This is a genomic window from Tranquillimonas alkanivorans (genome assembly GCF_900115595.1).
Classification (GTDB): domain Bacteria; phylum Pseudomonadota; class Alphaproteobacteria; order Rhodobacterales; family Rhodobacteraceae; genus Tranquillimonas; species Tranquillimonas alkanivorans.
Map to the genome: position 1 here is coordinate 71,127 of NZ_FOXA01000005.1, position 25,487 is coordinate 96,613.

At 66.5% G+C, this 25,487-nt stretch carries 29 protein-coding genes; 16 read left to right on the forward strand and 13 right to left on the reverse strand.

Translation table 11 applies throughout. The features are described 5' to 3' along the window. Positions 1–98: 98 nt before the first annotated feature. The 11 genes from BM162_RS08060 to mdh all read right to left on the reverse strand — a co-directional run bounded on the left by BM162_RS08060 (position 99) and on the right by mdh (position 10,580). Positions 99–509, reverse strand: coding sequence for an MAPEG family protein (locus BM162_RS08060; RefSeq protein WP_093420208.1), 411 nt, complete (start codon positions 507–509; stop codon positions 99–101). A 4-nt stretch (positions 510–513) separates the two neighbouring features. Then, positions 514–759 (reverse strand): hypothetical protein, encoded by a 246-nt coding sequence (locus BM162_RS08065; RefSeq protein ID WP_093420609.1) that lies wholly within the window; start codon positions 757–759, stop codon positions 514–516. 12 nt (positions 760–771) lie between these two features. Further along, the gene (locus BM162_RS08070) at positions 772–1,110 is read right to left on the reverse strand and encodes a hypothetical protein (protein WP_093420210.1); all 339 of its coding nucleotides are present in this window, start codon (positions 1,108–1,110) and stop codon (positions 772–774) included. Continuing rightward, positions 1,107–1,493 carry a cupin domain-containing protein gene (locus BM162_RS08075; protein WP_093420212.1) on the reverse strand — a complete coding sequence of 129 codons (387 nt, stop codon included), beginning with the start codon at positions 1,491–1,493 and terminating at the stop codon, positions 1,107–1,109. The genes BM162_RS08070 and BM162_RS08075 overlap by 4 nt, the downstream gene beginning before the upstream one ends. A gap of 145 nt (positions 1,494–1,638) precedes the next feature. After that, positions 1,639–3,219, reverse strand: a complete 1,581-nt coding sequence (odhB, locus tag BM162_RS08080) for a 2-oxoglutarate dehydrogenase complex dihydrolipoyllysine-residue succinyltransferase (protein ID WP_093420214.1) — start codon at positions 3,217–3,219, stop codon at positions 1,639–1,641. 4 nt (positions 3,220–3,223) lie between these two features. Continuing rightward, on the reverse strand, positions 3,224–6,205 hold the full coding sequence (locus tag BM162_RS08085) for a 2-oxoglutarate dehydrogenase E1 component (RefSeq protein WP_093420216.1): 2,982 nt from the start codon (positions 6,203–6,205) through the stop codon (positions 3,224–3,226). After that, positions 6,202–6,780 carry a DUF805 domain-containing protein gene (locus tag BM162_RS08090; RefSeq protein WP_342741152.1) on the reverse strand — a complete coding sequence of 193 codons (579 nt, stop codon included), beginning with the start codon at positions 6,778–6,780 and terminating at the stop codon, positions 6,202–6,204. Before BM162_RS08090 ends, BM162_RS08085 begins: the two co-directional genes overlap by 4 nt. 7 nt (positions 6,781–6,787) lie before the next feature. Further along, positions 6,788–7,669 carry a succinate--CoA ligase subunit alpha gene (gene sucD / locus BM162_RS08095; protein ID WP_093420220.1) on the reverse strand — a complete coding sequence of 294 codons (882 nt, stop codon included), beginning with the start codon at positions 7,667–7,669 and terminating at the stop codon, positions 6,788–6,790. Positions 7,670–7,681: 12 nt separating this feature from the next. Beyond that, the gene (locus BM162_RS08100; RefSeq protein ID WP_093420222.1) at positions 7,682–8,173 is read right to left on the reverse strand and encodes a hypothetical protein; all 492 of its coding nucleotides are present in this window, start codon (positions 8,171–8,173) and stop codon (positions 7,682–7,684) included. Beyond that, a complete protein-coding gene (gene sucC / locus BM162_RS08105) occupies positions 8,173–9,366 on the reverse strand; it encodes an ADP-forming succinate--CoA ligase subunit beta (RefSeq protein ID WP_093420224.1) in 1,194 nt (397 codons plus the stop codon). Before sucC ends, BM162_RS08100 begins: the two co-directional genes overlap by 1 nt. A gap of 251 nt (positions 9,367–9,617) precedes the next feature. Further along, entirely contained in the window at positions 9,618–10,580 is a 963-nt protein-coding gene (gene mdh, locus BM162_RS08110; RefSeq protein ID WP_093420226.1) for a malate dehydrogenase, read from the reverse strand. A gap of 199 nt (positions 10,581–10,779) precedes the next feature. Between mdh and BM162_RS08115 the strand changes: the two genes are divergently transcribed. The 15 genes from BM162_RS08115 (at position 10,780) to BM162_RS08185 (ending at position 22,941) form a co-directional block, all read left to right on the forward strand. Then, positions 10,780–11,532 (forward strand): sulfite exporter TauE/SafE family protein, encoded by a 753-nt coding sequence (locus tag BM162_RS08115; RefSeq protein ID WP_093420228.1) that lies wholly within the window; start codon positions 10,780–10,782, stop codon positions 11,530–11,532. Positions 11,533–11,643: 111 nt separating this feature from the next. After that, positions 11,644–12,519, forward strand: a complete 876-nt coding sequence (locus BM162_RS08120; RefSeq protein WP_093420230.1) for an HpcH/HpaI aldolase/citrate lyase family protein — start codon at positions 11,644–11,646, stop codon at positions 12,517–12,519. Next, positions 12,516–13,067, forward strand: a complete 552-nt coding sequence (locus BM162_RS08125) for an NnrU family protein (protein ID WP_093420232.1) — start codon at positions 12,516–12,518, stop codon at positions 13,065–13,067. Before BM162_RS08120 ends, BM162_RS08125 begins: the two co-directional genes overlap by 4 nt. Further along, positions 13,064–13,267 carry a DUF1737 domain-containing protein gene (locus BM162_RS08130; RefSeq protein WP_093420234.1) on the forward strand — a complete coding sequence of 68 codons (204 nt, stop codon included), beginning with the start codon at positions 13,064–13,066 and terminating at the stop codon, positions 13,265–13,267. The genes BM162_RS08125 and BM162_RS08130 overlap by 4 nt, the downstream gene beginning before the upstream one ends. Position 13,268: 1 nt before the next feature. Further along, a complete protein-coding gene (locus tag BM162_RS08135; protein ID WP_093420236.1) occupies positions 13,269–14,297 on the forward strand; it encodes a MaoC family dehydratase in 1,029 nt (342 codons plus the stop codon). Positions 14,298–14,597: 300 nt separating this feature from the next. After that, entirely contained in the window at positions 14,598–14,987 is a 390-nt protein-coding gene (gene sdhC / locus BM162_RS08140; protein WP_093420238.1) for a succinate dehydrogenase, cytochrome b556 subunit, read from the forward strand. A gap of 10 nt (positions 14,988–14,997) precedes the next feature. Continuing rightward, entirely contained in the window at positions 14,998–15,369 is a 372-nt protein-coding gene (sdhD, locus tag BM162_RS08145) for a succinate dehydrogenase, hydrophobic membrane anchor protein (RefSeq protein ID WP_093420239.1), read from the forward strand. 10 nt (positions 15,370–15,379) lie between these two features. After that, the gene (sdhA, locus tag BM162_RS08150; RefSeq protein WP_093420241.1) at positions 15,380–17,182 is read left to right on the forward strand and encodes a succinate dehydrogenase flavoprotein subunit; all 1,803 of its coding nucleotides are present in this window, start codon (positions 15,380–15,382) and stop codon (positions 17,180–17,182) included. Positions 17,183–17,187: 5 nt separating this feature from the next. Then, the gene (locus BM162_RS08155) at positions 17,188–17,478 is read left to right on the forward strand and encodes a hypothetical protein (RefSeq protein ID WP_143096121.1); all 291 of its coding nucleotides are present in this window, start codon (positions 17,188–17,190) and stop codon (positions 17,476–17,478) included. Next, the gene (locus BM162_RS08160; protein ID WP_093420245.1) at positions 17,475–17,786 is read left to right on the forward strand and encodes a hypothetical protein; all 312 of its coding nucleotides are present in this window, start codon (positions 17,475–17,477) and stop codon (positions 17,784–17,786) included. Before BM162_RS08155 ends, BM162_RS08160 begins: the two co-directional genes overlap by 4 nt. Positions 17,787–17,795: 9 nt before the next feature. Next, the gene (locus BM162_RS08165; RefSeq protein WP_093420248.1) at positions 17,796–18,575 is read left to right on the forward strand and encodes a succinate dehydrogenase iron-sulfur subunit; all 780 of its coding nucleotides are present in this window, start codon (positions 17,796–17,798) and stop codon (positions 18,573–18,575) included. Between the two features lie 572 nt (positions 18,576–19,147). Then, on the forward strand, positions 19,148–20,341 hold the full coding sequence (locus BM162_RS08170) for a M24 family metallopeptidase (protein WP_093420250.1): 1,194 nt from the start codon (positions 19,148–19,150) through the stop codon (positions 20,339–20,341). Next, positions 20,328–21,494, forward strand: coding sequence for an acetylornithine deacetylase (gene argE, locus BM162_RS08175; protein WP_093420254.1), 1,167 nt, complete (start codon positions 20,328–20,330; stop codon positions 21,492–21,494). The genes BM162_RS08170 and argE overlap by 14 nt, the downstream gene beginning before the upstream one ends. A gap of 63 nt (positions 21,495–21,557) precedes the next feature. Further along, positions 21,558–22,421 carry a branched-chain amino acid aminotransferase gene (locus BM162_RS08180; RefSeq protein WP_093420256.1) on the forward strand — a complete coding sequence of 288 codons (864 nt, stop codon included), beginning with the start codon at positions 21,558–21,560 and terminating at the stop codon, positions 22,419–22,421. Positions 22,422–22,485: 64 nt separating this feature from the next. Further along, positions 22,486–22,941 (forward strand): universal stress protein, encoded by a 456-nt coding sequence (locus tag BM162_RS08185; protein WP_093420259.1) that lies wholly within the window; start codon positions 22,486–22,488, stop codon positions 22,939–22,941. A 45-nt stretch (positions 22,942–22,986) separates the two neighbouring features. Here the strand turns inward: BM162_RS08185 and BM162_RS08190 are convergent, their stop codons facing one another. Continuing rightward, positions 22,987–23,169: a PLDc N-terminal domain-containing protein gene (locus BM162_RS08190; protein WP_093420261.1), complete on the reverse strand. Its 183-nt coding sequence runs from the start codon at positions 23,167–23,169 to the stop codon at positions 22,987–22,989. 76 nt (positions 23,170–23,245) lie between these two features. Continuing rightward, entirely contained in the window at positions 23,246–23,647 is a 402-nt protein-coding gene (locus BM162_RS08195; RefSeq protein WP_093420611.1) for a tellurite resistance TerB family protein, read from the reverse strand. 135 nt (positions 23,648–23,782) lie between these two features. Here BM162_RS08195 and BM162_RS08200 point away from each other — a divergent pair, with 135 nt between their 5' ends. Continuing rightward, positions 23,783–25,372 (forward strand): lysine--tRNA ligase, encoded by a 1,590-nt coding sequence (locus BM162_RS08200; protein ID WP_093420264.1) that lies wholly within the window; start codon positions 23,783–23,785, stop codon positions 25,370–25,372. Positions 25,373–25,487: the final 115 nt, after the last annotated feature.

Sequence of the window (25,487 nt, forward strand, 5' to 3'; positions counted from 1 at the left end):
GCCGGCGCGGCGAGCGGGGCGCGAATACAGGGGGCTGTCTGCCCCCCTTGCGCCTGCGGCGCAATTCCCCCCGAGGATATTTGAGTACCAGAGATGCATCAGAGCAGCGCCGCGAGCAGCATGAGCGTCGTCGCTGCGAAGCCTGCGATCCAGATGAACGACCGCCAGGGCACCCAGCCGAAGGCGTAGGCGGGTACGTAAAGGATACGGGCGGCGAGGTAGGTCCAGGCGCAGGCGGTGGTAAACCAGGTCGAGCCACCCGAAAGCGTGACGACCACCACCGCGAGGGTGAAAAGGATCAGCCCTTCGAAGTGGTTGTCGAGGGCTCGATAAAGGCGGCCCGTCCGCAGGCTGACCTGCTGGTCGAGCGGCTTGCCCAGCCGGTGCGGGTCGCGCGGCGACATGGTCTTGCCGGGCCCCAGCTCAAGGTTCGCGGGCACGGCCATCAGGACGTACTGCACGACCTGCAGCAGGCCGGCGAGGGCGAGGGCGGTAAGTTCGGGCGTCACGGGATCAGAGCGCAGGCTTGAGGAAGTCGGCGGTCAGGGCGTGGCCGAAGCCGGTTTCCTTCTCGATCCAGGCCTGTGCACGCTTGCGATCGTTGACCTCGAACAGGGCGAGCGCGGCGGAGGGCGTGTCCGCGTCGCGCCAGAGCTGGAGCAGGGTGAGTCCGGCGTTCATCCGATCCTCGGCATCGGCGTCGAACGTCTTTTTCCACTCGTCGTAGTCGGGGGTGTCGAAGCGGCAGAGAAGTTGCATCATTTCTCTCCTTCAGGTGTCGCGGCAGGCCAGCGGGGCGGCGAGCACGAGGTCGGACCATTGGGCGCCCTGGGCTGCGGTGCGGGCCTCGATCTCGTCCCGCGGTGTGCGGATCCAGCGGCAGTCGGGGTCGGCATTGGCGGCGGCGCGAGCCAGCGCCAGGCGGTCGGACAGCGACCGCGCCTGCTGGGGCTGAAAGAAGAACAGGTGCCAACGGCCTTCTTCGCCGTAGCGCTCGGTGCTCTGGGTGTGGCGCACGGTCGGTGCACCGGGGACGTTCACTTCCGGGCCGGCGCAGGCCGCCAAGGCAGCCAGCGCGAGGCAGGCGGTGGCGCGGCGGCTGGTGGTCATGTGTCATTCTCGAAGTGGTAGGCGATGTCGTCGAAGCGGTCGGCCGGAAACGTCCAGAAGACCTCGAGCGGTGCATCGTTGGCGGACCAAGCATGGACCGTGTGGGGCGCGATGTGGACGGTGTCGCCGGCCTCGACCTCGAACGTCTTGTCGCCGAGGCGGAGGCGGCCCCGGCCCGACAGGACATGCGCCGTCTCGGCGATATCGTGGTGGTGCGCCGTCTCGTAGCCGCGGGGGTCGAGCCGGGCGGTCCCTTGGCAAAGCCCCGCGGTGGGGCCGGCGCCGCCGTCGATCAGCAGGCGGAAGGTCAGAACGCCGCGGCGCGCGTCGTTCCAGCTCTGAACGTCGGGATCGTCGCGGCGGATGAGGACGGGAAGGGTCATGGCGTGGCCTCCGTTTCGGGAGCGGTGCAGGTGAGCACGGCCCCTACGCGCGGAGTCGCCACGGGTTCCGGACAGGGGCGCGTGGCCCCTGCCCGAGGAGAGCGGGCGCCGTGGCGCCGTCTGCTCCGGGTTCGGCATGGCTGCCTTACAGGTCCATCAGCAGACGGCGTGGATCCTCGAGTGCCTCTTTCACCCGCACGAGGAAAGTTACCGCGCCCTTGCCATCGACGATGCGGTGATCGTAGCTGAGCGCCAGGTACATCATCGGGCGCGCCACGATCTGGCCGTTCACGACCATCGGCCGCTCCTGGATCTTGTGCATGCCCAGGATGCCCGACTGCGGCGGGTTCAGGATCGGCGAGGACATCAGCGAGCCGTAGACGCCGCCGTTCGAAATGGTGAAGGTGCCGCCTTGCATCTCGGCCATCGACAGCTTGCCGTCGCGGGCCTTCTTTCCGAGTCCGTTGATCGTCTTCTCGATCTCGGCGAACGACATCTGGTCGGCGTCGCGCACGACCGGCACGACAAGGCCCGTGGGCGTGCCAACGGCGATGCCCATGTGAACGAAGTGCTTGTAGACGACGTCGGTGCCGTCGATTTCGGCGTTGACCTCGGGCACTTCCTTCAAGGCGTGGCAGCAGGCCTTGGTGAAGAAGGACATGAAGCCGAGCTTCACGCCGTGCTTCTTCTCGAACAGGTCCTTGTATTCCTTCCGCAGCTCCATGACGCCGGTCATGTCCACCTCGTTATAGGTGGTCAGCATGGCGGCGGTGTTCTGCGCGTCCTTCAGACGGCGGGCGATGGTCTGACGCAAGCGCGTCATCTTCACCCGCTCCTCGCGGTCGGCGTCGGCGGCCGGCGACGGTGCGCGCGGAGCCTGCTTGGGCGCGGGCGCCTCGGCCTTGGGCTGCGTGACGGCCTTGAGCACGTCTTCCTTCATCACGCGGCCGTCGCGGCCCGAGCCCGTGACCTGATCGCGGCTGACGCCCTTCTCGGCCATCAGCTTCTTGGCCGAGGGCGCGTCCTCGGTGTCGCGGTCGGGGTTCGGGATCTCGGCCTCGGCCTTGCCGTAGCCGCCCGGACGCTCGACCGTGTCACCGCCGTCCGAGGCCGTGGACTTGGCCGCACCGCCACCGGCACCGGTGGTCATCTCGGCAAGCTTGCCGCCGGCCTCGACGGTTTCGCCCTCGGGCTTGAGAATCTTTCCCAGCACGCCCGCGGCGGGGGCCGGCACCTCGACCGAGACCTTGTCGGTCTCGAGCTCGCACAGCATCTCGTCGGCCTCGACGGCGTCGCCTTCCTTCTTGAACCAGGTGGCGACGGTGGCTTCGGTGACGCTTTCGCCCAGCGTCGGCACCATCACGTCGATCGTGTCGCCGCCGGTGGCCTGCTTCGCGTCGGAGGGTTCGTTGTGCTTGGGCTCCTCGGCCTGCTCGTCGACCTTCGCGCCTTCGGGACGCGGCGCCATCTCTTCCGGTCCGGCATTCCCGGCCTCGGCGATGGTGGCGAGCAAGGCGTCGACGCCCACCGTCTCCCCCTCGGCTGCGACGATCTCGTCGAGCTTGCCCGAGGAGGGGGCGGGGACCTCGACGGTCACCTTGTCGGTTTCGAGCTCGCACAGCATCTCGTCTGCCGCGACGCTGTCGCCGGGTTTCTTAAACCAGGTGGCGACGGTGGCTTCGGTGACGCTTTCGCCCAGTGTGGGCACGCGGACTTCAATGCTCATCGGTTTACCCTTCGATTCCGAGCGCTGCGTTCACCAGCGCCTCTTGTTGTGCCTTGTGCTCGGAGGCGAGACCCGTGGCCGGAGAGGCCGAGGCCGCGCGCCCCGCATAGACGGGCCGGTCGTGCTCGGCCTTGATGCGCTTGAGGACCCACTCGATGTTCGGCTCGACAAACGTCCAGGCGCCTTGGTTCTTGGGCTCTTCCTGGCACCAGATCATCTTGGCCTGCGGGAAGCGCTTGAGCTCCTTGTTCAGGGCCAGCGCCGGGAACGGATAGAACTGTTCCAACCGCATCAGGTAGACGTCGTCGATGCCCTCGGCGTCGCGCTTTTCCAGTAGGTCGTAGTAGACCTTGCCCGAGCACATCACCAAGCGCTTGATCTCGTCGTCCGGCTTGAGCTGCGTGTCGGAATGGCCCTTTTCGGCATCGTCCCACAGCACGCGGTGGAAGCTGGAGCCGGTGACGAAATCCTCGACGTCCGATACCGCGAGCTTGTGGCGCAGGAGCGACTTGGGCGTCATCAGCACCAGCGGCTTACGGTAGGTGCGGTGCAGCTGGCGGCGCAAGATGTGGAAGTAGTTCGCCGGCGTCGTGCAGTTGGCGACGATCCAGTTGTCCTGGCCACACATCTGCAGGAAGCGTTCCAGTCGTGCGGACGAGTGCTCGGGGCCCTGACCCTCGTAGCCGTGGGGCAGGAGCATGACGAGGCCTGACATGCGCAGCCACTTCGATTCGCCAGACGAGATGAACTGGTCGAACATGATCTGCGCGCCGTTGGCGAAGTCGCCGAATTGGGCCTCCCACATGGTCAGCGCGTTGGGCTCGGCCAGCGAAAAGCCGTATTCGAAGCCCAGCACGGCGTATTCCGAGAGCATCGAGTCGATGACCTCGTACCTGGCCTGCCCCTCGCGGATGTGGTTGAGCGGGTAGTACCGGTCTTCGCTCTCCTGGTCGACGAGCGCCGAGTGGCGCTGCGAGAAGGTGCCGCGCGCCGAGTCCTGCCCGGAAAGGCGGACGGGATAGCCTTCGGTCAGCAGCGATCCGAAGGCCAGCGCCTCGGCGGTCGCCCAGTCGAAGCCCTGGCCGCTTTCGAACATCTTGCGCTTCGTTTCGAGCAGGCGCTCGACCGTGCGGTGGGTGCTGAAGTTGTCGGGCGTGCTCGTGAGCGCGCGGCCGATCTCCTGCAGGGTCTCCTCCTTGATCGCGGTCTTGCCACGTTGGTACTTCTCGCCCTGTCGGTCGAGGTGCGACCAACGTCCGTCCAGCCAGTCGGCCTTGTTCGGGCGGTATTCCCTACCGGCCTCGAACTCCTCGTTCAGCTTGGATTGGAACGCGGCCTTGGCGTCCTCGATCTCGCCCTCCGGGATCAGGCCGTCGCGCACCAGCCGCTCGGTATAAAGCGACAGGGTCGTCTTCCGCTTCTTGATGTTCTTGTACATCGCGGGGTTCGTGAACATGGGCTCGTCGCCCTCGTTGTGGCCGAACCGGCGATAGCAGAACATGTCGATGACCACGTCTTTGTGGAACTTCTGCCGGTACTCGATGGCCACCTTGGCGGCGTGCACCACCGCTTCGGGGTCGTCGCCATTCACGTGGAAGATCGGCGCCTCGACCATCAGCGCGATGTCGGTCGGGTACGGCGACGAGCGCGAGTTGTGCGGCGCCGTGGTGAAGCCGATCTGGTTGTTGACCACGATGTGGATGGTGCCGCCGGTGCGGTGGCCCTTCAGGCCCGACAGGCCGAAGCACTCGGCCACGACGCCCTGGCCGGCGAAGGCCGCGTCGCCGTGCAGAAGAACGGGCAGGACCGCCGTGCGCTCGGGATCGCCGTGCTGGTCCTGCTTGGCGCGCGCCTTGCCCAGAACGACCGGGTTTACCGCCTCGAGGTGCGAGGGGTTCGCGGTCAGCGACAGGTGCACCGAATTGCCGTCGAACTCACGGTCGGACGAGGCGCCGAGGTGGTACTTCACGTCGCCCGACCCGTCGACATCCTCGGGCTTGAAGCTGCCGCCTTGGAACTCGTTGAAGATGGCGCGGTAGGGCTTGTTCATCACGTTGGCGAGGACCGACAGGCGGCCGCGATGCGGCATGCCGATGACGATTTCTTTCACGCCGAGCGCGCCGCCCCGCTTGATGATCTGCTCCATCGCCGGGATCAGGCTTTCGCCGCCGTCCAGGCCAAAGCGCTTGGTGCCCATGTATTTCACATGGAGGAACTTCTCAAATCCCTCGGCCTCGACCAGCTTGTTGAGGATCGCGCGGCGACCTTCGCGGGTGAACTTCACCTCCTTGCCGTAGCCCTCGATCCGCTCCTTCAGCCAGGCCGATTGCTCGGGGTCCGAAATGTGCATGTATTGTAGCGCGAAGGTGCCGCAGTAGGTGCGCTGCACGATCTCGAGGATCTCGCGCAGGGTCGCGACGTCGAGGCCCAGGACCTTGTCGATGAAGATCGGCCGGTCCATGTCCGCGTCGGTGAACCCGTAGGAGCGCGGGTCGAGCTCGGGATGCGGCGTCGGGTTGCGCATGCCAAGCGGGTCGAGGTCGGCCACCAAGTGACCGCGGATGCGGTAGGCGCGGATCAGCATGAGCGCGCGAATCGAGTCCAGCACCGCGCGGCGGATCTGCTCCTCGTTGACGCGGATGTTCTCGTCCTTCGCCTTGTCGGCGATCTTCCGGGCGAGTTGCTTGACCTCGGCCGGGGCGGCGGGCGCGGCCGCGGCGGCCGCCGGCCATTGGCCGTCGAGCGCGGCGGTCAGTTCGTCCGTCGGCGCGGGCGGCCAATCGGCGCGGGCCCAGGAGGGGCCGTTCGCCTCTGACTTCACCTGCGTCTCCTCGTCGCCGAGCTGGCGGAAGAAATCGGCCCACGCCGCGTCGACCGCGTTCGGATCCTCGGCGTACCGGGCATAGAGATGTTCCAGATACTCCGCGTTGTGCCCCTGCATGAAGCTGGAGGCGCGGAAAAGATCGTTGGGCGATTGCTCGGTCATGAAATCACCTCGTGAGGATTGGGACCGTATTGATTGAAGCCCGGTTCGGATGGTCGGGTCAGCCACCAGAGCACCAGAAGCGGCGATAGGATCAGGATGAAGACGGCGACGGCAAGCACGAGCCCCCCTGCGCCAGCGAAGAGGGCGGCGAGGTTGCCGGACATGGCCGCGTCGAAGCCGGCGAGGAAACCGGCGAACGTGGTCACGCCGATCATGACGATCAGCGGGTAAAGGACGAAGAGGCCCGATCGGCCGGTATCGTGCATCCGCCGCCAGGCTGCGGCGAGCGCGGGAAGGAACACGGCGAGCGAGAAGATCGAGGCGAGCGGGCCGTCTGACTCGGCGCTGATCTGTCCGGGCGCGACCTCAACAACTTCGATGCCGAAGAGAGCGCTGTCGACCGCGCTCAGCACGATGCTGCCCAGAAAGATGAAGAGGACGAAATACCAATACTCCGGTCGCGAAGCGCGGCCGGAGAACGTGACGTATTTGCGAAAACACGTCTTTATGGCGTCTGCGAAGCCCATCTGGGCCGGTCCTCTTTCTTTCGGTGCCGGGCGGCGGCCGCCCGGCACTTAACTGTTACCCGATGGCCTTAAGCACGGCCTCGCCCAGGCCGGCGGGGCTGTCGGCGACGGTGATGCCGGCGGATTTCATCGCCTCGATCTTGTCGTCGGCGCCGCCCTTGCCGCCCGCGACGATCGCGCCGGCATGGCCCATGCGGCGGCCCGGAGGTGCCGTGCGGCCAGCGATGAAGCCGGCGGTCGGCTTCCAGCGGCCCTTCTTCTTCTCGGAGGCGAGGAATGCGGCGGCGTCTTCCTCTGCCGAACCGCCGATTTCGCCGATCATGATGATCGCCTCGGTCTCGTCATCGGCCAGGAACCACTCGAGCACGTCGATATGCTCGGTCCCCTTGATCGGGTCGCCGCCGATGCCGACGCAGGTCGACTGGCCGAGGCCCACGTCGGTGGTCTGCTTCACGGCTTCGTAAGTCAGCGTGCCCGAACGGGACACGACGCCGACCTTGCCGCGCTTGTGGATGTGGCCGGGCATGATGCCGATCTTGCAGGCGTCGGGCGTGATGACGCCCGGGCAGTTCGGGCCGATCAGCGTGGTCTTCGACCCTTCGAGCGCGCGCTTGACCTTCATCATGTCGAGCACCGGGATGCCCTCGGTGATGCAGACGACAAGCGGGATCTCGGCATCGATGGCTTCGAGGATCGAGTCCGCGGCGAACGGCGGCGGCACGTAGATGACGGACGCGTTGGCGCCGGTTTCGTGCACCGCCTCGTGGCAGGAGTTGAATACCGGCAGGTCGAGGTGGGTCTGCCCGCCTTTGCCTGGGGTCACGCCGCCGACCATCTTGGTGCCGTAGGCGATGGCCTGTTCGGAGTGGAAGGTGCCCTGGCTTCCGGTGAAGCCCTGACAGATGACTTTGGTGTTTTCGTCAACGAGGACGGCCATGTCTGTCCCTTTTCAGTTGAGGTCGCGCGGCGCCGGGGGCGCCTGCGTCGTCTGAGTGCTCGAGGTCAGCGTGATCCTGCCGCCCTCGTGATACTGAAGCTCGGTGGTGATGAGCGCGCCGGTCTCGGTGTAGCCTTCCCAGACCATCCCGTCCTCGACCTGCTCGTGGTCGTCGGCGTTAATGACCTCTTGCAGCCGCGGCGCGAAAGCCTGCATCAGTGCGTCGAAGTAGCCCTCGGTGGCCTCGGGCACCTCGATCTCGCAGGAGAAGAACTCGGGCCGCGAGGTCAGCGCCATCACCAGACCGGACGGATGCGCGAACGTCGCCAGTTCGTCCCCCCGTTCCACCAGCTCCATCTCGCCAGTTTCGATGTCGCCGGGACCGGGCGTGCGCTGGACGCACACCTCGGCTGCGTAGGCCGCCAAAGCCTCGGGCGACACCGTCTCCTGCGCTGCCGCCGGGGCGGCAAGCGCGAGGAGGGGAAGAACCGCGAGCGTGCGCATCAGCCCTTGACCGCCTTCACGATCTTCTCGGCGGCGTCGCTCAGGTCGTCGGCGGCGATTACGTTCAGGCCAGAGGTCTCGATGATCTCCTTGCCCTTCTCCACGTTCGTGCCTTCCAGCCGGACGACGAGCGGAACGTTCAGGCCGACTTCCTTCACCGCGGCGATGACGCCCTCGGCGATGATGTCGCAGCGCATGATGCCGCCGAAGATGTTGACCAGGATGCCCTTCACGTTCTGGTCGGACGTGATGATCTTGAACGCCTCGGTCACCTTCTCCTTGGTCGCGCCGCCGCCCACGTCGAGGAAGTTTGCGGGCTCGGCGCCCTTGAGCTTGATGATGTCCATCGTCGCCATGGCAAGGCCGGCGCCGTTGACCATGCAGCCGATCTCGCCGTCGAGCGCGATGTAGTTCAGGTCGTACTTCGACGCGGCGAGCTCTTTCGGGTCTTCCTCGGTCTCGTCGCGCAGGGCGGCGATGTCCTGGTGGCGGTAGAGCGCGTTGGAGTCGAAGCCGAACTTCGCGTCGAGCACCTTCAGATCGCCCTTGTCGGTGACGATCAGCGGGTTGATCTCGAGCATCTCCATGTCCTTGTCGGTGAAGAGCTTGTAGAGCGTCGCCATGAGCGACACGCACTGCTTCACCTGCTGGCCCTCGAGGCCGAGATTGAAAGCGATGCGGCGGCCGTGGAACGGCTGATAGCCGGTCGCCGGATCCACGCTGAACGACAGGATCTTCTCGGGGGTCGAGGCTGCGACCTCCTCGATGTCCATGCCGCCCTCGGTCGAGCAGACGAACGAGATGCGCGAGGTGACGCGGTCGACCAGCAGCGCGAGGTAAAGCTCGCGGGTGATGTCGGACCCGTCCTCGATGTAGATGCGGTTGACCTGCTTGCCGGCGGGGCCGGTCTGGTGCGTCACCAGGGTGCGGCCGAGCATCTTCTTGGCTTCAGCCTCGGCCTCTTCGACCGATTTCGCCAGCCGGACGCCGCCCTTTTCGCCGGCGTCGGCTTCCTGGAACGACCCCTTGCCGCGGCCGCCGGCATGGATCTGCGCCTTGACCACCCAGAGCGGCCCGTCGAGTTCGCCCGCTGCGGTTTTCGCCTCCTCGGCCTTGGTCACCACGCGGCCGTCCGAGACCGGGGCGCCATAGTCGCGCAGGAGCGCCTTCGCCTGATATTCGTGAATGTTCACCTGAACTGTCCCGTATCTGCTGCGGTTTCACGGTGCATGACACGTCCGGGAACGGCGTTTAAGGCCTTTCAGGTCCATTGAGCGCATTTCTACGCATTTTCCGATCCTTGTGATCACAGCTTTTTCGGGTGTGATCACAGGTGGCGGCGAAGTGTGGCGCAAACGCTGCGACGCAGAGAATCAGCCACCGGTCACGAAAAAGGCGGCCGCGCCGGGCGCGGCCGCCTTCCATTTTCAGCGTTTGGCCGCGCTCAGGCGAGCGTTTCGTCGATGCCCTTGCAGGCGTCCACTAGGCCGCGCACCGAATCCACCGACTTGTCGAACATAGCCTGCTCGTCCTTGTCGAGCTTGATGTCGACGATGCGCTCGATGCCGTTCGCGCCGATGATGGTCGGCACGCCGACGTACATGCCCTTCAGGCCATAGGGTCCGTCCACCCAAGCCGCGCAGGGCAGGAGGCGCTTCTGGTCCTTCAGGTACGCCTCGGCCATCTCGATCGCCGAGGTCGCGGGCGCGTAGAACGCCGATCCGGTCTTGAGCAGGCCCACAATCTCGGCGCCGCCGTCACGGGTGCGCTGCACGATGGCGTCCAGCTTTTCCTGCGTGGTCCAGCCCATCTGCACGAGGTCGGGCAGCGGGATGCCCGCCACGGTCGAGTAGCGGGTCAGCGGCACCATGGTGTCGCCGTGGCCGCCCAGCACGAACGCCGTGACGTCCTTCATCGACACGTCGAACTCGAGGCTCAGGAAGTGGCGGAAGCGCGCCGAGTCGAGCACGCCGGCCATGCCCACGACCTTCTCGTGAGGTAGCCCCGAGAACTCGCGCAGGGCCCAGACCATCGCATCGAGCGGGTTGGTGATGCAGATGACGAAGGCGTCCGGAGCGTGGGTCTTGATACCCTCGCCCACCGCCTTCATGACCTTGAGGTTGATGCCGAGCAGGTCGTCGCGGCTCATGCCGGGCTTGCGCGGCACCCCGGCGGTGACGATGCAGACGTCGGCGCCCGCGATGTCGGCATAATCCGTGGTCCCGCTCAGGGCGGCGTCGAAGCCCTCGGACGGGCCGGACTCGGCGATGTCGAGCGCCTTGCCCTGCGGCGTGCCGTCAGCGATGTCGAAGAGGACGACGTCGCCGAGCTCCTTGAGGGCGGCGAGATGCGCGAGCGTCCCGCCGATCTGTCCCGCGCCGATGAGGGCGATCTTGGGTCTGGCCATGGATTTGGATCTCCGGTCCTGAACTTGTGACGTCGCGTGGGTAAGCCATTCCCGCAGTGTCGCGCAAGTGCGCCGCCCCGCAGCATCGGCGCGCCTCGCCGCGAGTTGCCGCCGGGGTCGCAAGCGGTGCCGCGGTAAGCGTTTGATCCGCCTGCGTTCGGTGCTAAGGCGCGCCGAACGCGGGCCGGGACGGGGCAGGATGGTCGTCGACGCAACATTTCTTCTTTTCGCGACGCCGGCCGTGCTGTTCGCTGGAATCTCGAAGGGCGGGTTCGGATCGGGTGCCGCCTTCGCCGCGGCGCCGTTCCTGGCGCTCGTGGTCGAGCCGGGCGAGGCCATCGGCCTGATGCTGCCGCTGCTGATGCTGATGGACCTGGGAGCGGTGCGCGCCTACTGGCGCAAGTGGGACGCCGAGGCGGCGAAGCTGCTGATCGTCGGCAGCCTGCCGGGCATCGCGGCGGGCGCGGCGCTTTACACCGTGGCAAACGCCGACCTGTTCCGGCTGCTGATCGGGCTCGTGGCACTGGGCTTCGTCGTCTACCGGCTGGCGCGGGCGCGGGGATGGCTGGCGACGCGGGGCCATATAATGGGGCGCACGGCGGGCTTCGGATGGGGCGCGGTCGCGGGTCTGACGAGCTTCATCAGCCATGCGGGCGGCCCGCCGGCGGCCGTTTACCTGCTGACGCAAGGCTTCTCGAAGACGACGTACCAGGCGACGACGGTGATCACCTTCTGGGCGATCAACGCGGTTAAGCTGCCGCCCTACCTCGCGCTCGGGATCTTCACTCGCGAGACGCTGATCGCGGACCTGTTCCTTGCCCCCGTGGCGCTTCTGGGCATCTGGCTGGGCGTCGTGCTGCACCGGATGGTGCCGGATCGCTGGTTCTTCATGCTGGCCTATGTCTTCCTGACGATAACCGGCGCGAAACTCATCTTCGACGCTCTCACCTGAGCTCTTCCGTCCCTCCCGGTCCCTCATCGCGCGCTGCGCCGCGGCGAAGTTTTTCTTGCGGATCTCGTCGGATTCGTGCTGGGTTTCGCAACAATATTGCGGGAGGCTCCCATGGATCACGCGGCGCGGCCCTGGCGCTCTGTCCTCTACATCCCAGGCTCCAATCCCCGGGCATTGGAGAAGGCGAAAACCCTGCCGGTGGACGCCATCATCTTCGATCTTGAGGACGCAGTCGCGCCTGACGAGAAGGCCAATGCGCGCGATCTGCTCGCCCAGACTCTGGCAGAGGGCGGGTACGGCCCGCGCGCGCAGCTCGTCCGGATCAACGCGCTCGACACCGAGTGGGGTGAGGCGGACCTTGACGCCGTGGCGGCCGCGCGGCCGCAGGCGATCCTTCTGCCCAAGGTGGACCGTGACGCGGATGTTGAGGCACTGGCCGATCGGCTGGAGGCGCGGGCCGAGACGGCACAGACCCGCATCTGGGCCATGATGGAGACCTGCGAGGGCATCCTGAATGCGGTCACCATCGCGCGGGCGCCGCGGATGCAGGGGTTGGTGCTGGGGACGAACGATCTGGCCAAGGAACTGCGCTGCGGCTTCCGCGCGGATCGGCTGCCGATGATGATGGCTCTTCAAACCTGCCTGCTGGCGGCGCGCGCCGCTGGGATCGCGTGCGTCGACGGGGTCTACAACGCCTTCAAGGACGAGGACGGCCTGCGCGACGAGTGTCGGCAGGGCCGGGCGCTGGGGATGGATGGCAAGACGCTGATCCACCCGGCGCAGGTGGACGTCGCCAACGCTTGCTTCGCCCCGACCGAGGCCGAGGTCGACCTGTCCCGCCGACAGATCGCAGCGTTCGAGGAGGCGCAGGCGAAAGGGCGGGGCGTCGCCGTGCTGGATGGAAAGATCGTCGAGAATCTGCATGTTGAGACCGCGCGGGCGACGCTCGCGAAGGCACAGGCGATCTGGGAACTGGAGAGCACATGATACTACTGATCCTCGGCGTTTTGCTGTGGGCGGGCGCGCACATGTTCAAGCGCGTGGCCCCCGACGCACGCGCGAAGATGGGCGACAAGGGCAAGGGGCTGGTGGCGGTGTTGCTGCTGATCAGCATCGTGCTGATGGTGTTCGGCTACCGCACCGGCGACAACGTTTATTGGTGGGGCCGCAGCCCCGCGCTGGTCGGCATCAACAACCTGCTGGTCCTGATCGGCTTCTACCTGTTCGCGGCGAGCGGCATGAAGACGCGGATCACGCGCGTCACCCGGCATCCGCAGCTCATCGGCTTCTCGTGCTGGGCGGTGGGCCACCTTCTGGTCAACGGCGACCTCAAGTCGTTCATCCTGTTCGGCGGCTTGCTGCTGTGGGCGCTGGCCGAGATCGCCCTGATCAACCGGGCGGAGCCGGTGTCGCAGTGGCGCAAGCCCGAACCCGCGCCCGTGCGCAAGGAAATCATCGCGCCGGTCGCGGCGCTCGTTCTTTATCTCGTCGTGGCGATGATCCACGGCTGGCTTGGATATTGGCCGTTCGGATGAAACTCTATCGACTTCTCACTGGCGACGATACGTCGGCCTTCTGTCATAAGGTGAGCGAGGCGCTCGCCAAGGGATGGGAGCTGCACGGCGATCCCGCCTATGCCTTCGATGCCGAGAACGGGGTGATGCGCTGCGCGCAGGCCGTCACCAAGGAGGTCGAGGGCGAGTATTCGCCGGACATGAAGCTGGGGGCGCAGTGACGTGAAGACGAACGCGGGGCGCTTCTTCGAGGATTACCGGCTGGGCGAGCGGATCGTCCACGCCGTGCCCCGGACCCTGTCGGGCGGCGAACGGGCGCTGTACCACGCGCTCTATCCCGCACGGGGGGCGCTGCATTCGTCCGATGCCTTCGCGCGGTCCTGCGGCCTGCCGGCCGCCCCCGTAGACGACCTGATCGTGTTCCATACGGTGTTCGGAAAGTCGGTGCCCGACATCTCGCTGAACGCCGTAGCGAACCTGGGCTACGCGGAGGGGCGGTGGTTGCGGCCGGTCTGGCCCGGAGACACGCTGACAGCGGAGTCCGAGGTGATCGGGCTCAAGCAAAACTCCAGCGGCAAGACCGGCGTGGTCTGGGTGCGGACCACGGGACGCAACCAGCACGGCGCGCCGGTCCTGAGCTTCGTGCGCTGGGTCATGGTCCGGCGGCGGGCCGAGGGGGCGGCTCCGGAGACGGTGGTGCCCGACCTGGCCGACGCGGTGGCAGCGAGCGAGCTGGTGGTGCCGAAGGAGCTGGACTTTTCGAACTACGACGTCGCGCTGGCGGGCGAGCCGCACCGGTGGGCCGACTACGCGATCGGCGAGCGCATCGATCACGTCGATGGCGTGACGGTGGAGGAGGCCGAGCACATGCTGGCCACGCGGCTGTGGCAGAACACCGCCAGGGTGCACTTCGACGCTGCGCTGCGCGAGGACGGGCGGCGGCTGGTCTATGGCGGGCACGTCATCTCGCTCGCGCGGGCGCTGTCGTTTAACGGGTTGGCGAGCGCGCAGGCGATCGTCGGGCTGAACGGCGGGGTCCATGCGAACCCGTGCTTCTCGGGTGACACCGTGCGGGCCTGGTCCGAGGTTCTGGACCGGGCCGAAACGGCGGCGCCGGGAGTGGGCGCACTGCGCCTGCGGCTGGTGGCGGTGAAGGGCGACAGCGGCGCGTTTGCGCTGAAGGGAGAGGACGGGAAATACCTGCCCGAGGTTCTGCTGGACCTCGATTACTGGGTGCTGGTTCCCCGATAGGAAACTGCCGCGCCTGCGGCCCGACGCCTTCTTCTTCGCGCCGGGCGTCGCCCGGCGCGGTGCCTCCGGCGGGGATATTTTCAGACCAGAGATGGGGCCGCGCACCGAATCGGGCTGACCGGCCGCACTCGGCGAGGCCGTGATCACACGCCGCCGAGGCGTGATCACGAACGCCGGCGAAAACTTGAAATGCGTCTAAATACCTCGGCCGATTGTGCTTCGATCACGTGACACGCGCGTAAAAACCGCTATCACTTGCGCCCGAACGCGCCGCGCGGCGGCACAACGGAAGGGAAAGCCATGCCAGACGTGAACCGGGGGGACCGCCCACTCTCGCCCTTCATGATCGGGCCGTACTACAGGCCGCAGATCACCTCCATCTCCTCGATCTTTACCCGCATCACCGGCAACGGGCTTCTGGTCGGGGCATTGCTGGTCGTGTGGTGGCTGCTCGCCGCCGCGACTTCGCCCGAGGCCTTCGCGACCGCCGACGGCTTCATCACCTCGTGGTTCGGCGACCTGATCATGTTCCTGTCGCTGCTGGCGCTCTGGTATCACACGCTGGCCGGGCTGCGGCACCTGTACTGGGACACCGGCCGCGGGCTTGAAATCGGCATTGCCGAGAAGCTGGGCTGGGGCTGCATGATCGGGTCGGTCGTGCTGACCGTATTCACCGTCATCGTGATCTGAGGAGGGCGACATGGCTTACATGACGGCGCGCAAGCGCGCGACGGGGATGGGGTCGGCCAAGACCGGTACCTCGCACTTCTGGAACATGACGATCAGTTCGGTGGCGCTTCTGGTGCTCGTGCCGCTTTTCGTCTTCACCTTCGGGCCGATGCTGGGCGAGCCATATCCCGAGGTGGTTGCCTATTTCTCGCGCCCCTTCCCCGCGATCGTTGCGGCGCTGACGCTGTTGGTCGGCTTCGTGCACTTCAAGAACGGCGCGCAGGTGATGATCGAGGATTACGTGCAGGGCCTGGCCCGCAAGATCTCGATCATCGCGGTGATCTGCATCAGCTACGCCGCGGCGGCGACGGGGCTTTTCGCCATCGCCCGCCTCGCGCTCTGAGGAGACTTTCATGGCTGCTTACGAATACGAAACGCATACCTACGACGTAGTCGTCGTCGGTGCCGGAGGCTCGGGCCTTCGCGCCACGCTGGGCATGGCCGAGCAGGGCCTGAAGACGGCCTGCGTCACCAAGGTGTTCCCGACGCGCTCGCACACCGTCGCCGCGCAGGGCGGCATCGCCGCGTCGCTGAGCAACATGGGCCCCGACCACTGGCAGTGGCACATGTACGACACCGTGAAGGGCTCGGACTGGCTGGGCGACACGGACGCGATGGAATACCTCGCCCGCGAGGCGCCGAAAGCGGTCTACGAGCTGGAACACTACGGCGTGCCGTTCTCGCGCACAGAAGAGGGAAAGATTTACCAGCGTCCGTTCGGTGGCCACACCACCGAGTTCGGCGAGGGTCCCCCGGTGCAGCGGACCTGCGCGGCGGCCGATCGGACCGGGCACGCGATCCTGCACACGCTCTATGGCCAGTCGCTGAAGAACAACGCCGAGTTCTTCATCGAATATTTCGCCATCGATCTGATCATGTCCGACGATGGGCAGTGCCAGGGCGTCGTGTGCTGGAAGCTCGACGACGGCACGATGCACGTCTTCAATGCCAAGATGGTCGTGCTTGCCACCGGCGGCTACGGACGGGCGTATTTCTCGGCCACCTCGGCGCACACATGCACCGGCGACGGCGGCGGCATGGTGGCGCGGCAGGGTCTGCCGCTGCAGGACATGGAGTTCGTTCAGTTCCACCCCACCGGCATCTACGGCTCGGGCTGCCTGATCACCGAGGGCGCGCGGGGCGAGGGTGGTTACCTTACCAATTCCGAGGGCGAGCGCTTCATGGAGCGCTATGCGCCGACCTACAAGGATCTGGCGTCGCGCGACGTGGTCTCGCGCTGCATGACCATGGAGATCCGTGAAGGCCGCGGCGTGGGCGAGGGCAAGGATCACATCCACCTGCACCTCAATCACCTGCCGCCCGAGACGCTGGCCGAGCGGCTGCCCGGCATTTCGGAATCCGCGCGCATCTTCGCCGGCGTCGACGTCACGAAGGAGCCGATCCCGGTGCTGCCGACGGTGCACTACAACATGGGCGGCATTCCGACGAACTATTGGGGTGAGGTGCTCGATCCGGTCGAGGGCGACCCCGACCGCGTTGCGCCGGGCCTGATGGCCGTGGGCGAGGCCGGCTGCGCCAGCGTCCATGGCGCCAACCGGCTTGGCTCGAACTCGCTGATCGACCTGGTGGTGTTCGGACGTGCCGCCGCCATCCGCGCGGCCGAGGTGGTGGACCCGCAGGCGCCGAACCCGCGGCTCAACAAGGCGAGCATCGACAAGGCGCTTGCGCGTTTCGACGGGCTGCGTCACGCCAAGGGCAATGTCCCGACGGCCGAACTGCGGCTCGAGATGCAGAAGACCATGCAGTCGGACGCCGCCGTTTTCCGCACGGACAAGACGCTCGCCGAAGGGGTCGAGAAAATGTACGGCGTCGCCGGCAAGATGGACGACCTGCATGTCAGCGACCGTTCACTCGTCTGGAACAGCGACCTGATGGAGACGCTCGAGCTGACCAACCTGATGCCGAACGCGCTCGCCACCATCGTCAGCGCCGAGGCGCGCAAGGAAAGCCGCGGCGCCCACGCGCAGGAGGATCACCCCGACCGCGACGACGAGACCTGGCGCAAGCACACGCTGGCCCGCGTCAACGGAAAGGTCGAGCTGGATTACCGTCCGGTGCACCTGAACCCGCTGCTGGGCCACAACGAGGGCGGAATCGATCTGAAGAAGATCGCGCCCAAGGCCCGGGTGTATTGAAGCGGGTGGCGGCGGCTCTCGGGCTTCTGGCGGTCGCGGCCGCCTGCGCCCCCGCCTCGACCGAGGTGGCCGAGCGCCGCTGCGCCGAGCGGGCACGCGCGGCGGCCGAGCCGGTGTCGTCCATCGGCGGCGTGGCCGAGCTGGGCTATGGCAGCGGCGGGATGCACACCGACCTCGACGTCTCGCTCACCGCGGGCGTGAACCTTGGTGGCGGCGCCGATCCGTACGCAGCCTACGATCGCTGCGTCCGGCGGGCGACGGGGCAGGGGCCGGCGCGGCCCCTGGTGCTGGAATGATCGGCCGACTCGTCCTGCTGGCGGCGGTGCTGGCCGCTTGCACGCCCGCCACGCGCGAGGATCTGACCCGCGCCGCGGCGCGCAGCGCCATCCGCCCGATCCTGGCCGACGTCGCGCCGGGCGTGCCGCTTGAACCCGCCGCGGATTGCGTGGTGGACAATGCCACCGCTCCGGAGCTTCGGGCGCTGGCGGCCGACAGCGTCACCGGGCCCACGGCCTCGACGCGCCAGATCCTGATCACGGTCGCGGCCCGTCCCGCGACCCTGCAATGCCTGGCGGCCGAGGGGCTGCCCCCGCTGTTGAGATAGGAGAGAGAGATGGTTCAACTGACCCTCCCCAAGAACTCGAAGATTCGCACCGGCAAGACCTGGCCGAAGCCAGAGGGGGCGAAAAACGTGCGGAAGTTCCAGATCTATCGCTGGAATCCGGACGACGGAGAGAACCCCCGCGTCGACACCTATTTCGTCGACATGGACACCTGCGGGCCGATGGTCCTGGACGCGCTCATCAAGATCAAGAACGAGATCGACCCGACGCTGACCTTCCGCCGGTCCTGCCGGGAAGGGATCTGCGGATCGTGCGCGATGAACATCGACGGGATCAATACGCTGGCCTGCATCTACGGGATGGACGAGATCAAGGGCGACGTGAAGGTTTATCCGCTGCCGCACATGCCGGTGGTCAAGGACCTGATCCCCGACCTCACCCACTTCTACGCCCAGCACGCCAGCATCATGCCGTGGCTTGAAACCAAGACGAGCCGCCCCGAGCACGAGTGGCGCCAGTCGATCGAGGACCGCAAGAAGCTCGACGGCCTGTATGAATGCGTGATGTGCGCCTCGTGCTCGACGGCCTGCCCGAGCTATTGGTGGAACGGTGACCGCTACCTCGGGCCCGCCGCGCTGTTGCACGCCTACCGCTGGATCATCGACAGCCGGGACGAGGCCACGGGCGAGCGGCTGGACGATCTGGAGGATCCGTTCAAGCTGTACCGTTGCCACACCATCATGAACTGCGCCAAGACCTGTCCCAAGGGTCTGAACCCGGCGAAGGCGATCCAGGAGATCAAGAAGATGATGGTCGAGCGGCAGCTCTGACTCGAATCTTTCCACAACGCCCGCTCCGACATTCGGGGCGGGCGCATTACGTCCGTCGCCTGAATTCATGGCGCAAAGGTGGCGTATATACGACAGAAACATGTTTCGATGCCTGCCGAATCGCGGTAAAAGCGAGTTAGTAACGATTACGTTAGTAGGTACCGGACCAGCGGGCTGAAGCCCGACGCCACAGACCCGTTCGTCCGGTGCTCTGTTCCTGCTCCTCAAGCTCCCCAATCACGATTGCTCCCGCGCAGGAACTCGCCGCGCTTTCCCCGCGTCGAGACTCTGAGCGGTCGGAGTCTTTCGAGGGTCCTCCGCCCAAATCCGCCACCGCCGAACGGCAGCCCGACCGGGGCACGCCCGGCGACGCAGTAACCATCAGGTCGCTCGTCGACGTCCAAAGTTCGGTTTCGGCTCAGACGGAGGGCAGATGCCCGGTTTTAGTGCAAGATACCGATGCAATGCGACGCGGTGCCAACCTGCGGCGCTCCGAAGGGGGTGCCCGCGGTTGACCGTCCCGCTGGCCACGAAGAACGCTGAATCCGAGCCGAAAAGGAGGATCTTGCCCCATGCCTGCTGCTCCGGACATCCTGCCGTTCAGCGCAGCCGAGTACGCTCGGCGCCTGACCCTCACCCGGGCCGCAATGGCCGAGGCGGGGATCGACGTGCTGTTCGTCGAGGATCCCTCGAACATGGCATGGCTCACGGGCTATGACGGCTGGTCCTTCTACGTCCACCAGGGCGTACTGGTCTTTCACGACCACGACCCGATCTGGTGGGGCCGGAACCAAGACGCGAACGGTGCCGTCCGCACCGTCTGGATGCCAGACGAAAGGGTGATCGGCTACGCCGACAACTTCGTGCAGTCGACCGAGCGGCACCCGATGCAGGACCTCGCCCGGATTATCCACGAGACCGGGCATGGCAACGCGCGCATCGGCGTCGAGATGGAGAACTACTATTTCTCGGCCAAGGCTTACGTCACGATGCTGCAGGAACTGCCGGGCGCGCAGTTCGTCGACGCGACGGCGCTGGTGAACTGGCAGCGCGGCGTGAAGTCCGACGAAGAGATCGCGTTCATGCGCCGCGCCGCCCGTATCGCCGAGAAAGTCGTTGACGGCGTGATCGAGCGGGTGGAGCCTGGCCTGCGCAAGAACGACCTGGTGGCCGAGATCTACGGCGATATCATCCGCGGTGACGGGGCTGATTGCTGGGGCGACTACCCGTCGATCGTGCCGCTCCTGCCGTCGGGCACCGACGCCTCGGCCCCGCACCTGACCTGGAACGGCGACACCTTCAAGAAGGGTGAGGCGACGTTCTTCGAACTGGCCGGCTGCTATCGCCGTTACCACGTGCCCGTCTGCCGCACCGTATTCTTGGGCGACCCGCCCGACCACATCCGGCGCGCCGAGGCGGCGCTGCTCGAGGGGCTGGAAGCAGGGCTCGAGGCCGCGCGGCCGGGCCGCCGCGCCTGCGACATCGCAAATGCCCTGGCCGAACCGCTTGAGCGGGCCGGGATCGAGCGCGGCGCGCGCTGCGGCTATCCCATCGGCCTGAGCTATCCGCCGGATTGGGGTGAGCGCACCGTATCGCTGAGGGCCGAGGATCAGACCGAGCTGAAGCCGGGGATGACTTTCCACTTCATGCCGGGCCTCTGGATGAACGACTGGGGGCTCGAAATTACCGAGAGCATCCTGATCCGCGACCACGGCCCAGCCGAAACGTTCTGCAACAGGCCGCGCCGACTGCATGTCAAGGCCTGACCTAATTCAGCACGCCCGCGACATCCTGGCGGACCTCGTGGCTTTTCCCACGGTGTCGTCGGACAGCAACCTCGAGATGATCGTGCATCTCGCCTCGCGCCTCGGAGATCTGGGGGCGCGGGTCGAGTTGATGCATGACGACAGCGGCCACAAGGCGAACCTCTTCGCCACGCTTGGGCCCGAGGGCGACGGCGGACTGGTCCTGTCGGGGCATACGGACGTGGTGCCGGTCGAGGATCAGGACTGGTCGTCCGACCCGTTCCGGCTGGTGGAGCGCGACGGCCTGCTTTACGGGCGCGGCACCTGCGACATGAAAGGCTTCATCGCCGCCGTTGTCGCGGCGGCGCCCGAGTGGGCGGCGCTGGACCTCAAGCGCCCCATCCACTTCGCCTTCACCTATGACGAGGAGGTCGGCTGCCTTGGCGGGCAAGCCCTGGTCGAGATGCTGCGCGCGCACGAGCTGCGCCCCGCGATGGCGCTGATCGGAGAGCCGACGAGCCTTCACGTCGTGGAGGGCCACAAAGGTTGCAACGAGTACACGACCGAGTTCCACGGGCTCGAGGGCCACGGATCGCGCCCCGAACTTGGGGTGAACGCGGCGGAGTACGCGGTGCGCTACGTCGCGCGGCTTCTGGAGTTGCGCGAGGCGTTGAAAGCCCGTGCACCACACGGCAGTCGGTTCGAACCTCCGTGGACCACGATCAACATCGGCCGCATCCACGGCGGCGTCGCGCACAACGTCATCCCCGGCAAGGCCGAGGTGGAGTGGGAGATGCGCCCGGTACAGGCCTCGGACCCCGCCTACGTGAAAGAGGCGCTTGCCCGGCTTGTACACGAGGACCTGCTGCCGCAGATGCGGGCGATTGAGCCCTCGGCCGACATCCTGACGCGCGTGATCGGCGAGGTGGCCGAACTCGCGCCCATGGACGAGAACGAGGCCCGCGACCTGATCGCTGCGCTGACCGGCCGGCGCGAGAGCGAGGTCGTGTCCTTCGGCACCGAGGCGGGGCTGTTCCAGTCGCTGGGCACCCACGCCGTCGTCTGCGGGCCGGGCAGCATCGCGCAGGCGCACAAGCCCGACGAGTACATCGCGCTGTCGCAGCTCGACGCTTGTCTCGACATGCTCTCGGGGCTGACCGCGCAGGTCGCCTGAGGCTCTGGACCCTCTCGCCGCGCAGTGGTTAAGTCGCGCGGCTGACGACGAAGAGGTGGGACCATGGCGACCGGCAAGAACATCAAGACTTATTTCGAGGGCGCCTGGCACGACGGCGACGCGATGATCATGCGCGCCGCCGATCACGGGTCTTGGCTGGGCTCCACCGTCTTCGACGGCGCGCGCTATGCCAACGGCGTGGCCCCGGACCTCGACCTGCACTGCGCGCGGGTGAACCGTTCCGCCAAAGCCCTGATGCTCGAGCCGGGCGTCGCGGCGGACCGGATGGTCGAGATCATTTGCGAGGGACTGGCGCTCTACCCGAAGGACGCCGCCGTCTACATTCGCCCGATGTACTGGGCCATCGATGGCGGCATCGCGGCCGTCGCGCCGGGGCCGGGCGAAGCGGGGTTCTGCGTCTGCCTGGAAGAGATCCCGATGCCGCCCGAGGACTTCACCACCACGCTTGGCACCACCCGCTTCCGCCGTCCGGTGCTGGAAAGCGCCGTGGTGAACGCCAAGGCCGGCTGCCTTTACCCGAATAACGCCCGGATGCTCGTCGAGGCCGCGTCGAAGGGATACAAGAACGCGCTCGTCGCCGACGCCATGGGCAACGTGGCCGAGGCCGCTACCGCCAATGTTTTCATGGTGCGTGACGGCGAGATCTTCACGCCGATCCCGAACGGCACGTTCCTTGCCGGCATCACTCGCGCCCGCCACATCGCCAACCTCGCCGCCGAGGGCATACGGGTCCATGAGACCGTGCTGACCTTCGAAGATTTCCGCGCGGCCGACGAAGTCTTCCTGTCCGGCAACATGCAGAAGGTCACCCCGGTCACCGAGTTCGAGGGCACGACGTACGGCGTGGGGCCGGTGACGAAGAAGGTGCGCGAGCTCTACTGGGACTGGGCGCTCGCGTCCGCCTGAGCCTGTGGACAGCCGCACGCCGCTCGTCCATCATCCCGCCGATCAGGGCAGGGATGCCAGACCCATGAGAAAGTTCCTCGTCATCCTCGATGACAGTCACGAGTGCCTGAACGCCATGCGCTTCGCCGCCATGCGCGCGGCCAAGACCGGCGGCGGGGTCGAGATCCTGTCGGTGATCCCGCCCGAGGAGTTCAATCACTGGATCGGCGTGGGCGAGATCATGCGCGAAGAGGCCCGCGATAGGATCGAGGCGCATTTTGAGGTCTTCGCGAAGTGGATGCGCGACAAGCAGGGCGTCGATCCGGAACTGGTGATCCGCGAGGGCGAACCGGTGCCCGAGATCCTCGAACAGATACGCGAGGATCCGGATGTTGGGGTTCTGGTGCTGGGCGCGGGAACCGGCAAGCAGGGGCCGGGGCCGCTGGTGACGCAGTTGACGCGCAACGCGGGCTCTTTGCCCGTACCGATTACCATCGTGCCGGGCGAGCTGTCGAAAGAGCGTCTGGAAGCGATCACCTGACGGGACGCCGCCCCGCACGAAGGGCAAGGGCGGCGCTACTTCCGATCAGACACGGGCCGAGCCGCCGCGGGGGCCAGCGAAGAACCACACGATCAGGCCGATAACCGGCAGGATGATGATGGCCAGCGTCCAAAGCACCTTGGCCAGCGTGGACGCACCGCTCGTCAGCACCTGGTAGATCGCGTAGATGTCCAGGATCAGAATGATCAGTCCGAGTATGAATTCCATAACGGGTTCTCCTGTGTCATTTGACAAGAGAACAGCCGCCGGCCCGCCGATGTTCCGGCACGCGGCGGCGTACCGCTCAAAGCGTCATGTGCCGCGCCCGCGCCCCCCGCTCGATCGCGGCTCCCGCCAGGCGGTCGATCGAGAGTTCGTAGCGGATTTCCTCGAGGAACCGGATCTCGGTCTGTTGCAGCGCGCCGTCGGCGGCGGCCACGTCACAGGCCAGCGCATACGCCGTCTCGTTCAGCCGCTCGGGCAGGTTGTCACGGATCAGGCCGAAGAAGGCGTCGAGGCCGTCCTCCTCGGCGAAGAGGTCGAAGACCACCTGCGAAACGGTGCGGATGCGATCCTGATCGTAGCCGCCGAAGACCGGCAGGTGATTCACGATCCGCTCGATGGTCACGAGTTCGGTTGTCCTCAACCGCTCGTCCGAAGCCGAAACCGCGACCATCACCGCCACGAGGCAGTCCTGCGCCGTCATCGAATGGGGAACGTCGTTCACGTGTCTGATCCTGTCCGTCGGGTGCAGGCGCAGATTATTGACGCGGCGGGCCCCCGGCAATAGTTAGCGGGCTTTGCCGGGACAGGGGGTTCCGGCGGAGACGAGGATTCCGAGATGTCCGACCTGCGCGATGCCGCGATGCGTTCCAAAGCCTGGCCCTTCGAAGAAGCGCGTCGGGTCCTGAAACGCTATGAAAAGGCACCGCCCGAGAAGGGCCACGTGCTGTTCGAGACCGGCTACGGCCCCTCGGGCCTGCCGCATATCGGGACCTTCGGCGAGGTCCAGCGCACCACGATGGTGCGCCGGGCGTTCGAGATCCTGTCGGACATTCCCACGAAGCTCTTGTGCTTCTCGGATGACATGGACGGCCTGCGCAAGGTGCCGACCAACGTCCCCAACCAGGAGCAGGTGCGCGAGGATCTCAACCTGCCGCTGACGAAGGTGCGCGACCCGTTCGGCACACACGAGAGCTTCGGCCATCACAACAATGCCCGCCTGCGTGCCTTCCTGGACAGTTTCGGCTTCGAGTACGAGTTCGCGTCCTCGACCGAGTACTACAAGAGCGGCCGGTTCGACGAGGCGCTGCTGACGGTGCTTGAGCGATTCGACAAGATAATGGAGATCATGATCCCCTCGCTCGGCGGGGTCGAGGCCGAGCGTGTGAACACCTATTCGCCGTTCCTGCCCGTGTCGCCCAAGACCGGCCACGTGCTGCAGGTCGCCACGCTGGAGCGCAACGTGTCGAAAGGCACGATCGTCTATCAGGAGCCGGACGGCGAGAAGGTCGAGGTGCCCGTCACCGGCGGCCACGTGAAGCTGCAGTGGAAGCCCGACTGGGGAATGCGCTGGGCCGCGCTGGGCGTCGATTACGAGATGTACGGCAAGGACCTGATCCCCTCGGCCGAGCTGTCGTCGAAGATCTGCCGGGCGCTCGGGACGCCGCAGCCGGAGCTGTTCAATTACGAGCTGTTCCTGGACGACAAGGGGCAGAAGATCTCGAAGTCGAAGGGCAACGGCCTGTCGATGGAGGAGTGGCTGACCTATGCCGCGCCGGAGTCGCTGGGGTACTTCATGTACCAGAAGCCGAAGACGGCGAAGCGGCTCTACTTCGACGTGATCCCCAAGGCGGTGGACGAGTACCACCAGCAACTGCGGGCCTTTCCGGACCAGGACGAGACGCAGAAGCTGGCGAACCCGGTGTTCCACGTGCACAACGGGAATCCGCCGGAGTCGAAGATGGTCGTGCCGTTCGCGATGCTTCTGAACCTCGCCGCCGTGTCGGGGGCGGAGGACAAGGACAGGCTGTGGGGCTTCATCAAGCGCTATGCGCCCGAGGCCTCGCCCGAGACGCACCCGGACCTCGACGCCGCGGCGGGCTTCGCCGTGCGCTACTTCCACGACTTCGTCGCGCCGGAGCGGACGTTCCGCCTGCCGGACGAAAGGGAGCGGGCGGCGATGGAGGACCTCGCCGGTCGGCTGCGCGCATGGGACGGCGGTCTGGACGCCGAGGCGCTGCAATCGGTCGTCTTCGCCGTGGGCAAGGAGCACGGGTTCGAGCCGCTGCGCGACTGGTTCAAGGCGCTCTACGAAGTGCTTCTGGGCGCGAGCCAGGGGCCGCGCTTCGGCGGCTTCATCGCGCTCTACGGCGTGGACGAGACCATCGCGCTGATCGAGAAGGGGCTGGCGGGCGGGCTGGCGCGGTAACGCCGCCGTTTTCCGCCGGTCGAAACAGCCGGGCCCGCAGGATGCTGCGCGGCCCGGCTTTTTCGTGCGTGCACCGGCGACCGAAGCGAACCATAGCGAAGGTGGAAGACGATAC

Excerpts from the sequence above, each read along its gene's own strand:
- BM162_RS08065 (WP_093420609.1), bottom strand. The coding sequence starts at position 759 with ATGCAACTTCTCTGCCGCTTCGACACCCCCGACTACGACGAGTGGAAA.
- BM162_RS08070 (WP_093420210.1), bottom strand. The coding sequence starts at position 1,110 with ATGACCACCAGCCGCCGCGCCACCGCCTGCCTCGCGCTGGCTGCCTTG.
- BM162_RS08075 (WP_093420212.1), bottom strand. The coding sequence starts at position 1,493 with ATGACCCTTCCCGTCCTCATCCGCCGCGACGATCCCGACGTTCAGAGC.
- odhB (WP_093420214.1), bottom strand. The coding sequence starts at position 3,219 with ATGAGCATTGAAGTCCGCGTGCCCACACTGGGCGAAAGCGTCACCGAA.
- BM162_RS08085 (WP_093420216.1), bottom strand. The coding sequence starts at position 6,205 with ATGACCGAGCAATCGCCCAACGATCTTTTCCGCGCCTCCAGCTTCATG.
- sucD (WP_093420220.1), bottom strand. The coding sequence starts at position 7,669 with ATGGCCGTCCTCGTTGACGAAAACACCAAAGTCATCTGTCAGGGCTTC.
- BM162_RS08100 (WP_093420222.1), bottom strand. The coding sequence starts at position 8,173 with ATGCGCACGCTCGCGGTTCTTCCCCTCCTCGCGCTTGCCGCCCCGGCG.
- mdh (WP_093420226.1), bottom strand. The coding sequence starts at position 10,580 with ATGGCCAGACCCAAGATCGCCCTCATCGGCGCGGGACAGATCGGCGGG.
- BM162_RS08115 (WP_093420228.1), top strand. The coding sequence starts at position 10,780 with ATGGTCGTCGACGCAACATTTCTTCTTTTCGCGACGCCGGCCGTGCTG.
- BM162_RS08120 (WP_093420230.1), top strand. The coding sequence starts at position 11,644 with ATGGATCACGCGGCGCGGCCCTGGCGCTCTGTCCTCTACATCCCAGGC.
- BM162_RS08125 (WP_093420232.1), top strand. The coding sequence starts at position 12,516 with ATGATACTACTGATCCTCGGCGTTTTGCTGTGGGCGGGCGCGCACATG.
- BM162_RS08130 (WP_093420234.1), top strand. The coding sequence starts at position 13,064 with ATGAAACTCTATCGACTTCTCACTGGCGACGATACGTCGGCCTTCTGT.
- sdhC (WP_093420238.1), top strand. The coding sequence starts at position 14,598 with ATGCCAGACGTGAACCGGGGGGACCGCCCACTCTCGCCCTTCATGATC.
- sdhD (WP_093420239.1), top strand. The coding sequence starts at position 14,998 with ATGGCTTACATGACGGCGCGCAAGCGCGCGACGGGGATGGGGTCGGCC.
- sdhA (WP_093420241.1), top strand. The coding sequence starts at position 15,380 with ATGGCTGCTTACGAATACGAAACGCATACCTACGACGTAGTCGTCGTC.
- BM162_RS08160 (WP_093420245.1), top strand. The coding sequence starts at position 17,475 with ATGATCGGCCGACTCGTCCTGCTGGCGGCGGTGCTGGCCGCTTGCACG.
- BM162_RS08165 (WP_093420248.1), top strand. The coding sequence starts at position 17,796 with ATGGTTCAACTGACCCTCCCCAAGAACTCGAAGATTCGCACCGGCAAG.
- BM162_RS08170 (WP_093420250.1), top strand. The coding sequence starts at position 19,148 with ATGCCTGCTGCTCCGGACATCCTGCCGTTCAGCGCAGCCGAGTACGCT.
- argE (WP_093420254.1), top strand. The coding sequence starts at position 20,328 with ATGTCAAGGCCTGACCTAATTCAGCACGCCCGCGACATCCTGGCGGAC.
- BM162_RS08180 (WP_093420256.1), top strand. The coding sequence starts at position 21,558 with ATGGCGACCGGCAAGAACATCAAGACTTATTTCGAGGGCGCCTGGCAC.
- BM162_RS08185 (WP_093420259.1), top strand. The coding sequence starts at position 22,486 with ATGAGAAAGTTCCTCGTCATCCTCGATGACAGTCACGAGTGCCTGAAC.
- BM162_RS08190 (WP_093420261.1), bottom strand. The coding sequence starts at position 23,169 with ATGGAATTCATACTCGGACTGATCATTCTGATCCTGGACATCTACGCG.
- BM162_RS08195 (WP_093420611.1), bottom strand. The coding sequence starts at position 23,647 with ATGACGGCGCAGGACTGCCTCGTGGCGGTGATGGTCGCGGTTTCGGCT.
- BM162_RS08200 (WP_093420264.1), top strand. The coding sequence starts at position 23,783 with ATGTCCGACCTGCGCGATGCCGCGATGCGTTCCAAAGCCTGGCCCTTC.